The following is an 8,158-nucleotide window of genomic DNA, read 5'->3' as shown; positions in this document are numbered from 1 at the left end:
GCTGGGTTGCCGGACAATTCGGGCGCATCTCGCGCCGACCACCTACCCTGAGTACATGGCCAAGGAAATCGATCGGGTCCGGGCGCGGTCGGCGCTGGAGACGGTCAAGGAAAGCCCGTTCATCGCTCTCGTCGCGGCGGTCCCGGTGATCGTCGTCCTGGGCGTCGTCTGGGCGCTGACGAACTGGTTCGTCGCGTTGCTGGTGCTCGTGCTGCTCGGCGCGGTCGTCGTCGTGCGCGGCAAATTCCTACGCTGACAAGCCTTTTCTCGAACAGCGCGTCAGCGCGGCACGTGGAACCGGACCAATTCACCGGTGCCGGGGTCCGCGCGCGACCACGGCCGGTCGAATTCCAGCACCGCCAGTGCGGAGGTCGGGAATTTGCGGCTGAGCTCTTCGGCCGGCAGCGACGCGCGATTGGCCGCCAGCTCCCACGCCGTCCACGGCATCCCCGGCGAGTGGCCGATCAGCAGCAGCGTCTGCACGTCGTCGTCGGTCAGCTGGATCAATTCGATCAGGGTGTGGGGCGTGGCCTCGTAGATCGAATGCTCGTAGACGACCGGCGCGTCGACGCCGGTCGCGGCCAGCGTTTCGCGGGTCCGGACCGCGTCCGAACAGGACACCGCGTCGATCGCCGGCTGGGTCTCGCGCAGCCAGGTTCCGGCCAGCGCCGCCTCGCGCCGCCCCCGTGGCGCCAGCGGCCGGTCGTGGTCGTCAACACCCGGCGGATATGCGGATTTACCGTGTCGCATCAGGATCAGCGTCCGCGCCATGAGCAATACCGTAGCGCCGTAGAAAGTAAACGGTGTTATCTAAATCGCTACCTGATGAGAGATGTAACTCACTCTCGAGGCACACTGAAGGTAGTGTCACAGCGGGGGCCGACCGGCAACCGGTGCGATGCACGCCCTGTCCAAACCCGGGTGGGGACGTCCCATGATGTTTCGAGGATCTGCGAGATATGGCCTACGTGATCACGCAGCGTTGTTGCAACGACGCCAGCTGCGTTCCCGAGTGCCCGGTCGATTGCATTCGTCCCACTCCGGAGCAACCCGAGTTCGCGACGACCGAGCAGCTGTACATCGACCCCGACACCTGTATCGACTGTGGTGCGTGTGTGGATGCCTGCCCGGTGGAGGCCATCTTCTCCGAGGACGATCTGACGGCGTCGCTGGCTCGTTTCCGCGATATCAACGCCGCCTACTTCCAGCGGCATCCGCTGGAGTCGAATTTCGACCCGCTGGTGACTCCGGCACGCCCGCCGAAGGAGCTGGGCACGCTGCGGGTGGCGATCGTCGGCGCCGGGCCCGCGGCCTGCTACGCCGCCGACGAGTTGCTTCGCCGGGCCGATGTCGAGGTGGAGATGTTCGACCGGCTGCCCACCCCGTGGGGTCTGGTGCGCGCCGGGGTGGCCCCGGATCATCCGGGCACCAAGTCGGTGTCTGCCATGTTCGAGAGCGCGTTCCGTCGTGACACTCTGCAGTACCGCCTGAATGTCGAGGTGGGTAAACATATTTCGCACGAGGAGCTGCAGGCTCATCACCATGCGGTGATCTACGCCGTGGGCGCCTCGGCCGACCGCCGCCTGGACGTGCCGGGTGAGGATCTGCCCGGCAGCCACTCGGCGACCGAGTTCGTGGCCTGGTACAACGGCCACCCCGACTACGCCGAGCGCGGTTTCGACCTGTCCGGTGAGCGGGTGGTGATCGTGGGTAACGGCAACGTCGCCCTCGACGTCGCGCGCGTGCTGACGCTGCCGCCGGATGAGCTGGCCAAGACCGATATCGCCGACCACGCCCTGGACGCGCTGCGCGACAGCAATGTTCGTGAGGTCGTGGTGCTCGGCCGGCGTGGACCGCTGCAGGCGGCCTACACGTCGGCGGAATTTTTGGCGTTGGGGCATCTGAAGGGCGTCGATGTGATCATCGACCCGGCCGAGCTGGAGCTGGATCCGGCGAGCCAGGCGCTGCTGGATGACCCGGATATCGAGCCTTCGCTGCGGCTGAAGTACGAACTGGCCCAGGAATACGCGGCCAAGGCCCCGAATCCGGACAACAAGCGCATCGTGTTCCGCTACCTGGCCTCACCGACCGAGATCCGCGGCGACGGTCATGTCGAGGAGCTCGAGTTCGTGCACAACGAACTGGTTTCCGAGGACGGGCGCGTGGTGGCGCGGGCCTCGGATCGCCGCGAGACGCTGCCGGCGTCGATGGTGTTGCGGTCCATCGGCTATCGCGGTGTTCCCATCGCGGATCTGCCGTTCGACGAGCGCGCCGGGATCGTGCCCAACGAGCACGGCCGCGTGGTCGCCGACGGCGCGCACGTCACCGGCGTCTATGTGTCGGGCTGGATCAAGCGTGGTCCGCGTGGCGTGATCGGTTCCAACCGCGTCGATGCCACCGAAACCGTGGAACAGCTGCTCGAGGACTTCACCTCCGGCAAACTGGCTGCCCCGCAAGGAGATCGGGCCGCGCTCGAGGCCCTGCTCGCCCAGCGCCAGCCCGACGCCGTCGGCCGCGACGGCTGGAAGGCCATCGACGCCGCCGAGAAGAACGCCGGCAAGTCCGGCGGACGCCCGCGCGTCAAATTCACCACCATCGAGGATCTGCTCAAAGCCGCACGCGGCTGAACGCCGGCTCTTCCGGACCCTCCCCGTATGAGGGTCCGGAAGTCGGCGGGGGTCGTTCGCGAACTCTCCGCTATCCGCGCTCAGGTCGGTAGCGCGCCGATCCGCACGGTGGTGGTGATGGTGCCGCCGACCATGAACCACAGCCGTAGCACCGGCTGGCCGTTGCGGTCGCCGGGCTCGTAGCGGCTGCGCACGCTGATGTGCTGGCGGGCCAGCACCGGCGCGACATATTCGATCACCGCGCGATGCGGCCCGGCCACCAACTTCGGATAGTCCACCAGGAAGTGTTCCACCGCCTGCCAGTACATGGCGTTGTTGACGTGGTTGAACTGGTCGATATCGGTCGCGCGCACCGGGAAGGTCAGATCGGTGTCCGATTCCGGCGGCACCGCATCGGTCAGCCACGGCCGCCAGCGCAGCCGATGTTCGTCGGTGGTGCGGGCCAGATGTGCCAATCCCTGGTCGCTGATCCGGGTCGGCATATTCGTCGACTCGTTGATATTGATCCAGAAGCCTTCGGTCTCGATCAGGCCGCCGCTGTCGCTGGTGATCCGCACCCGCATATTCGTCCACCGGGTCGACATCGCCGAACACCAGCGCCGCAACTGCACCCGGTCCGGCCAGACGATCGGACGCACCACGTCGATCACGGTGCGGCGCACGATCCACGCCGGGTCCGTGCGGTGGAAGAACGTGGTGTGCAACTCTTCCCACGCGATGTCTTGCAAATATCGAGCCACGGCGTCGAGCCGCAGCCGGCTGTAGGGATCTACATCGCCAGCCCGGATGGGCCACGCCGAGGCGAAGCCCATGCCCTCCTGGGGAAGCGGGGCGAGTGGCTGATCGAGTGACACTGGTGCTCCTCGCGCTGCACGGTGTGCCGCGTACTTCATGCGGTGCTTCTTGTGACATGACTTTACGGGGCGCAGGTCACACTGTTACGCCGAGATGGCTCTACTCACACGTAGCAAATGTCCAGTTGTGTCGCGGCGGGGGGTGTTCGCGGCCGCCGATCAGTAGCCGACGTAGCCGCCACCACCGGAGACCGCGGAAACGCCCGGCACATTGTCGAGCGAACCGTAGCGGTCGATCGAGTAGCGCGTGGCGGCCACGATGTTGTCGACCGGGTTCCAGATGTCGGTGTGGCCCGGGGCCGCATGGGCGTTGAAGGTGCTGTCGATGCACTGCATCAGACCCTTCGACGGATGGCCGGCCGCCGCGTTGCTGTCCCAGTTGTTGATCGCGTTCGGATCGCCGCCGGATTCGTGCTCGATGATGAGCGCGATGGCGTTCTCGTCGATCGATTCCGGAGGATAGCCCATCTCGATCAGGACCTGTTTGGCCTGGGCGATCCACTGCTGCACATCACCGGACGGATGGGCCGTGGGCGGCGGGCCGCTGGTGGGGCCGTTGGAGCTGCCGCCGCCGTAGCTGCCGCCGCTGTAGGAACTGGTGCCGCCGCCGTGATGGGAGTTGCCCATCAGGCTGGAGGACGCCGGGATGCCCGAATGGCTCGCGACCGGTGTGGCGGTCGGGGCGGCGGGTGGCGCCGCCGCGGCGGGGACGGTGGGAGCGGGTGGCGCCGGAGGTGCGGCGCCGGCGCCGGTGACCGGGTCGCCGAGTCCGGCGAACGCGGCATCGACCGGGGCCTTGGCGCCGTTGAGGGCCGTGATCGCCGAATCCGCGACCGTCTGCGCGTTTTTCAGGGCGTTGACGATCGCCCACTCGTGCGCGGCGGCATCCGTCTTGATCTCGGTGGTCTTCGCCGTGTACTCGATTTCGTTGAGCTTGTCGCGGTGCTGGTCGAGCCAGTCGAGCCGCTGCTGCGGATTCACCGTGCCGTCGGGATTCACTTCGAACGCCGGCATCACGCTGGGGGCGGGTACGAAGGTCGCCTGATCGCGCATCTGCAGCACCGCGAGCTTGGCGTTCTTCAGATTCTCGACCTGTTGGTTCAGTGCCGTCTGCAATCCCAGAACCGCCTGGCTCACTGTCGAAGCCCGGCTTTTCTCCACCTGCATCCGGCCGTCGGCGGCCTGCGCGGCACCGCCGCCCCATTTCTGGTCCTGACCGAGTTTCTGCGTGCTGTTCACGGCGGCGACGACGGCCTGGTCGAGGTCCCCGGAGAGTTTGCCGACGGCGGTCGCGGCGGTGCCCAGCTTGTCCGGGTCCCATTTCTCGACGTCGGGGATGGTCAATGCCGCGCCGCTCATGCGCGGATACCGATCTTGTTCAGATCGTCGCGCAACTGCTGGTCGGTATCGATGATGACCTTGCCGGCCTGTTCGACGGTGTCGGCGATATGCGTTACGCGCGAACCGATTCGCTTCAACGCGTTCTCGACCGAATCCTTGGCGCCGTTGCAGGCCGCGTCCCAGCCGGTGCCCGGAAGCGCCCCGGCGGCGCCGGCCAGCCCGGAGTCGAGTTTGCCGATGGCGTCGGACTCGTCGCGCAGGGTTTTCGCGAAACTTTGCAGGGCCGCGGGATCGATCTTCATCGCGTTCGCGGGTGGATCGTTGGGACCGGCCATGAGAAATCCCCCTCTTCGCTCAGTTCAGCGGGCCCAAGCGTAGCAAATCGGGGACCTGTGGACAGGGGTGTGCGAAGACCGGTTAACTTGTGGGAAAGCAGCCGCGGACAGAGAGGTCGTTTCATGCGCGCAGCCCAGGTGAGCAAGCTCGAGGGGCCCGAATCCATCGAGGTCGTGGACATCCCCGAACCGGCGGAATTCCCCGGTGGAGTGGTGATCGACGTCCATGCCGCGGGGGTGGCGTTTCCGGATGTGCTGATGACCCGGGGGCTCTATCAGATGAAACCCGAACTGCCGTTCGTGGTCGGTGGCGAGGTGGCCGGGGTCGTGCGCTCGGCGCCCGAGGATGCGCGGGTCCGGGCGGGTGATCGGGTGGTGGCGCTGACCATGCTGGGCAATGCCGTCGCCGAAACCGCGGTCACCGCCAAGGAGATGGTGTTCCGGCTGCCGGACAACATTTCCCTCGAAGCGGGTGCGGGAATTCTGTTCAACGATCTGACCGTGCACTTCTGCCTGCGCAACCGGGGCCGGTTGGCCGAGGGGGAGACCGTGCTCGTGCACGGCGCCGCCGGCGGCATCGGCACCTCCACCCTGCGCATGGCGAAGGCGCTGGGCGCGGGCCGGGTGATCGCCGTGGTGAGTACCGAGGAGAAGGCCGAGGTCGCGCGGGCCAACGGCGCCTCCGATGTGGTACTCACCGACGGCTGGCTGGCCGCGGTGAAGGAACTGACCGACGGGCGGGGCGTCGACATAGTGCTCGATCCGGTCGGCGGCGACCGGTTCACCGACAGCATTCGCTCGCTGGCGCCGGCCGGGCGGTTGCTCGTGGTCGGCTTCACCGCGGGTGAAATCCCCACCGTGAAGGTGAATCGCTTGCTGCTCAAGAACGTCGAGGTGATCGGCGCGGCCTGGGGAGAATGGGTGATGACCCATCCGGGCTATCTGCAGGAGCAGTGGGACGAGGTCGCGCCGCTGCTGGAATCGGGCAAGATCGCGGCGCCGCAGCCCGTGCTGTACCCGCTGACGGAGACCGCGGCCGCCGTCGCCGCGCTCGACAACCGTTCGGCGAAGGGCAAAGTCGTCGTCACCGTGCGCTGAGCGGCTCTCGTCCGGCAGGCGTTCGATGTCGGTGCCGGGCCGTAGGGTGAGCGCATCATGAAACTGTCCGATCGGATTCTGAATCGCACCCTGCTGGCCCGGCAGCACCTGCTGCGCCGGTCGTCGGTGCCGGTCCCGCAGCTGTGTGAACATCTGGTCGGGCTGCAGGCCCAGGACGTGACGCCGCCGTACGTCGGATTGTGGAGCCGGATCAGCGATTTCGACCCGGCGGCGGTCTCGGCCGGACTCGAGAATCGCTCGCTGGTGCGAATCACGTTGATGCGCGCCACTATTCACCTGGTGACGGCGGCGGATGCGCTGCGCATCGCGCCGCATATCCAGCCGGAACTGGAGAAGATCCCGTTCCGCAAGGGCTTCTTCTACGGCGCGATGGTCGGGCTCGATCCCGAGGAGGTACGCGCCCGGGGTGAGAAGGTGCTGGGGGCGCAGCCGATGTCGTCGGCAGAGCTGCGCGCCCGCGCCGTCGAGGAATATCCCGACCGCGAGCCCACTGCCGTGACGCAGACCTGGCTCTATCAGCTTCCGGTGTTGCAGACCCCGCCGCGCGGCTTGTGGCGGAACAACAGCCGTCCGGTGTGGTCGCGCATCGAACCCTGGCTGGACGCGCCCCTCGACGAGGCATATCCGGTGCAGGAGTTGGTCGTTCGCTATCTGCGCGCCTTCGGCCCCGCGACCACGATGGATGTGCAGACCTGGTCGCGACTGCTCGGTATCAAGGAAATTCTGGACGGGCTGGGCGACCGCGTGCGCACCTACACCGACGAGCGCGGCCGCGTCCTCTACGACGCCGCCGACGCCGAACTCGCCGATCCCGATCTGCCCGTACCTGTCCGGCTGCTGGGCTGGTACGACAACGTCCTGCTGTCGCATCGGGATCGCAGCCGGATCATTCCCGGGAACGCCCCGCTGCCCCTGCACCATATGGCCGCGCAGGTGTGTCCGGTGCTCATCGACGGGTTTCTGGCCGGCATCTACAAGATCTTCGCCGACAAGTCGGCGGCGCGGTTGCGCATCGCCCCGAGCCGGGAGTGGTCGGCGCGGGAAGCGGCCGAGGTCGAAGCGGAAGCACGCAGCCTGCTGGATTTCCTGGAACCGAACTTGCCGCCCGACGTCGAAATCCTCGCGCCCGGAGCGAATCTCAAAACCCGGGCATAGCATCGGGCGCTTGCCGCGGCCACGAGCGGACGCGCCGCGCCACACATCGCGGCAGAACCCCCGCGCCGGTGCGCGCTCAGGGCGTCGAATTCCGGTATGCCGGAGCCTTACTCGTCCCCGCAGGGGTGAGCGTGCGCAGCAGCGGCAGTGTGCGCTGGGCGACCACCGTGGACAGCACGATCACACTGTGCGACCGCACCACCGCGGCGCTGCGGTCGATACTCAGCAGCACCGCCTGCAGGCCCGCATGCGAATCGGCGCCGATGCGGCACAGGACATCGCTGGAACCGGTGGTCGCATAGGCCTCGAGCACGCCGGGGATGGCCTCCAGATCGGTGGTCACCGCGTCCAGCGCGCCCTGGGCGATCTCCAGGCTCACGAAGGCCTGCACGTCGAATCCGGCGGCGGTGACGTCGACCTGCGGATCGTAGGAGGCGATGACCCCGGCCTCCTCCATGCGCGCGATGCGCGACTGTACGGTCGCCCGAGCCACCCGGGTGCGTCGCGACAGCTCGAGGACGCCCGCCTTCTGGTACTCGTGCATGGCGGTGAGGATCGCCAGATCCAGTTCGTCCAGTTTGGCGTGGGTGCGCGTCATCGTCGTCTCCTGTATTCGGCCCGGCGCCGCGCCACCCGCGACCTGGGCGCGCAGCTATTCAAATTGTCCAGCACTCGGCGGCCTGTGGTGACCAATTGAGCCAGGGTGTCTACTCGAAATCCTCGATAT

General features: G+C 67.2%; 9 protein-coding genes. 4 read left to right on the top strand and 5 right to left on the bottom strand.

Going from position 1 to position 8,158, the window contains the following annotated elements; translation table 11 throughout:
* Nucleotides 1–256 (top strand): hypothetical protein (locus RJ03_RS23815; RefSeq protein ID WP_371507404.1); only part of this gene is annotated, 256 nt, incomplete at its 5' end.
* A 23-nt stretch (nucleotides 257–279) separates the two neighbouring features.
* On the opposite strand, the gene RJ03_RS23810 is transcribed toward RJ03_RS23815, so the two are convergent.
* On the bottom strand, nucleotides 280–771 hold the full coding sequence (locus RJ03_RS23810) for a SixA phosphatase family protein (RefSeq protein ID WP_036505827.1): 492 nt from the start codon (nucleotides 769–771) through the stop codon (nucleotides 280–282).
* 188 nt (nucleotides 772–959) lie between these two features.
* On the opposite strand from RJ03_RS23810, the gene RJ03_RS23805 reads away from it, so the two are divergent.
* Entirely contained in the window at nucleotides 960–2,627 is a 1,668-nt protein-coding gene (locus RJ03_RS23805; RefSeq protein ID WP_036505826.1) for an FAD-dependent oxidoreductase, read from the top strand.
* An 80-nt stretch (nucleotides 2,628–2,707) separates the two neighbouring features.
* Here the strand turns inward: RJ03_RS23805 and RJ03_RS23800 are convergent, their stop codons facing one another.
* The 3 genes from RJ03_RS23800 to RJ03_RS23790 all read right to left on the bottom strand — a co-directional run bounded on the left by RJ03_RS23800 (nucleotide 2,708) and on the right by RJ03_RS23790 (nucleotide 5,157).
* Nucleotides 2,708–3,481: an acyl-[acyl-carrier-protein] thioesterase gene (locus RJ03_RS23800; RefSeq protein WP_036505825.1), complete on the bottom strand. Its 774-nt coding sequence runs from the start codon at nucleotides 3,479–3,481 to the stop codon at nucleotides 2,708–2,710.
* Nucleotides 3,482–3,640: 159 nt separating this feature from the next.
* A complete protein-coding gene (locus tag RJ03_RS23795; protein ID WP_036505824.1) occupies nucleotides 3,641–4,840 on the bottom strand; it encodes a lytic transglycosylase domain-containing protein in 1,200 nt (399 codons plus the stop codon).
* On the bottom strand, nucleotides 4,837–5,157 hold the full coding sequence (locus RJ03_RS23790) for a WXG100 family type VII secretion target (RefSeq protein ID WP_051025181.1): 321 nt from the start codon (nucleotides 5,155–5,157) through the stop codon (nucleotides 4,837–4,839). Before RJ03_RS23790 ends, RJ03_RS23795 begins: the two co-directional genes overlap by 4 nt.
* A 123-nt stretch (nucleotides 5,158–5,280) precedes the next feature.
* Here RJ03_RS23790 and RJ03_RS23785 point away from each other — a divergent pair, with 123 nt between their 5' ends.
* Both RJ03_RS23785 and RJ03_RS23780 read left to right on the top strand, forming a co-directional pair.
* Nucleotides 5,281–6,255, top strand: a complete 975-nt coding sequence (locus RJ03_RS23785; RefSeq protein WP_036505823.1) for an NADPH:quinone oxidoreductase family protein — start codon at nucleotides 5,281–5,283, stop codon at nucleotides 6,253–6,255.
* A gap of 57 nt (nucleotides 6,256–6,312) precedes the next feature.
* Complete coding sequence (locus RJ03_RS23780) at nucleotides 6,313–7,431, top strand: winged helix DNA-binding domain-containing protein (RefSeq protein WP_036505822.1); 1,119 nt, start codon at nucleotides 6,313–6,315, stop codon at nucleotides 7,429–7,431.
* Nucleotides 7,432–7,507: 76 nt separating this feature from the next.
* Here RJ03_RS23780 and RJ03_RS23775 read toward each other — a convergent pair whose 3' ends face one another.
* The gene (locus RJ03_RS23775) at nucleotides 7,508–8,029 is read right to left on the bottom strand and encodes an Lrp/AsnC family transcriptional regulator (RefSeq protein WP_036505821.1); all 522 of its coding nucleotides are present in this window, start codon (nucleotides 8,027–8,029) and stop codon (nucleotides 7,508–7,510) included.
* Nucleotides 8,030–8,158 lie beyond the last annotated feature (129 nt).

Origin of the sequence: Nocardia aobensis NBRC 100429, assembly GCF_000308375.1 — a bacterium.
In the GTDB taxonomy this organism is placed as follows: Bacteria; Actinomycetota; Actinomycetes; order Mycobacteriales; family Mycobacteriaceae; genus Nocardia; species Nocardia aobensis.
The sequence above is the reverse complement of the archived record's forward strand: the minus strand, read 5'-3'. Positions and strand labels throughout refer to the sequence as shown.

What these genes read in the sequence shown, in the direction of transcription:
- RJ03_RS23810 (WP_036505827.1), bottom strand. Translation starts at nt 771, where the DNA reads ATGGCGCGGACGCTGATCCTGATGCGACACGGTAAATCCGCATATCCG.
- RJ03_RS23805 (WP_036505826.1), top strand. Translation starts at nt 960, where the DNA reads ATGGCCTACGTGATCACGCAGCGTTGTTGCAACGACGCCAGCTGCGTT.
- RJ03_RS23795 (WP_036505824.1), bottom strand. Translation starts at nt 4,840, where the DNA reads ATGAGCGGCGCGGCATTGACCATCCCCGACGTCGAGAAATGGGACCCG.
- RJ03_RS23790 (WP_051025181.1), bottom strand. Translation starts at nt 5,157, where the DNA reads ATGGCCGGTCCCAACGATCCACCCGCGAACGCGATGAAGATCGATCCC.
- RJ03_RS23785 (WP_036505823.1), top strand. Translation starts at nt 5,281, where the DNA reads ATGCGCGCAGCCCAGGTGAGCAAGCTCGAGGGGCCCGAATCCATCGAG.
- RJ03_RS23780 (WP_036505822.1), top strand. Translation starts at nt 6,313, where the DNA reads ATGAAACTGTCCGATCGGATTCTGAATCGCACCCTGCTGGCCCGGCAG.
- RJ03_RS23775 (WP_036505821.1), bottom strand. Translation starts at nt 8,029, where the DNA reads ATGACGCGCACCCACGCCAAACTGGACGAACTGGATCTGGCGATCCTC.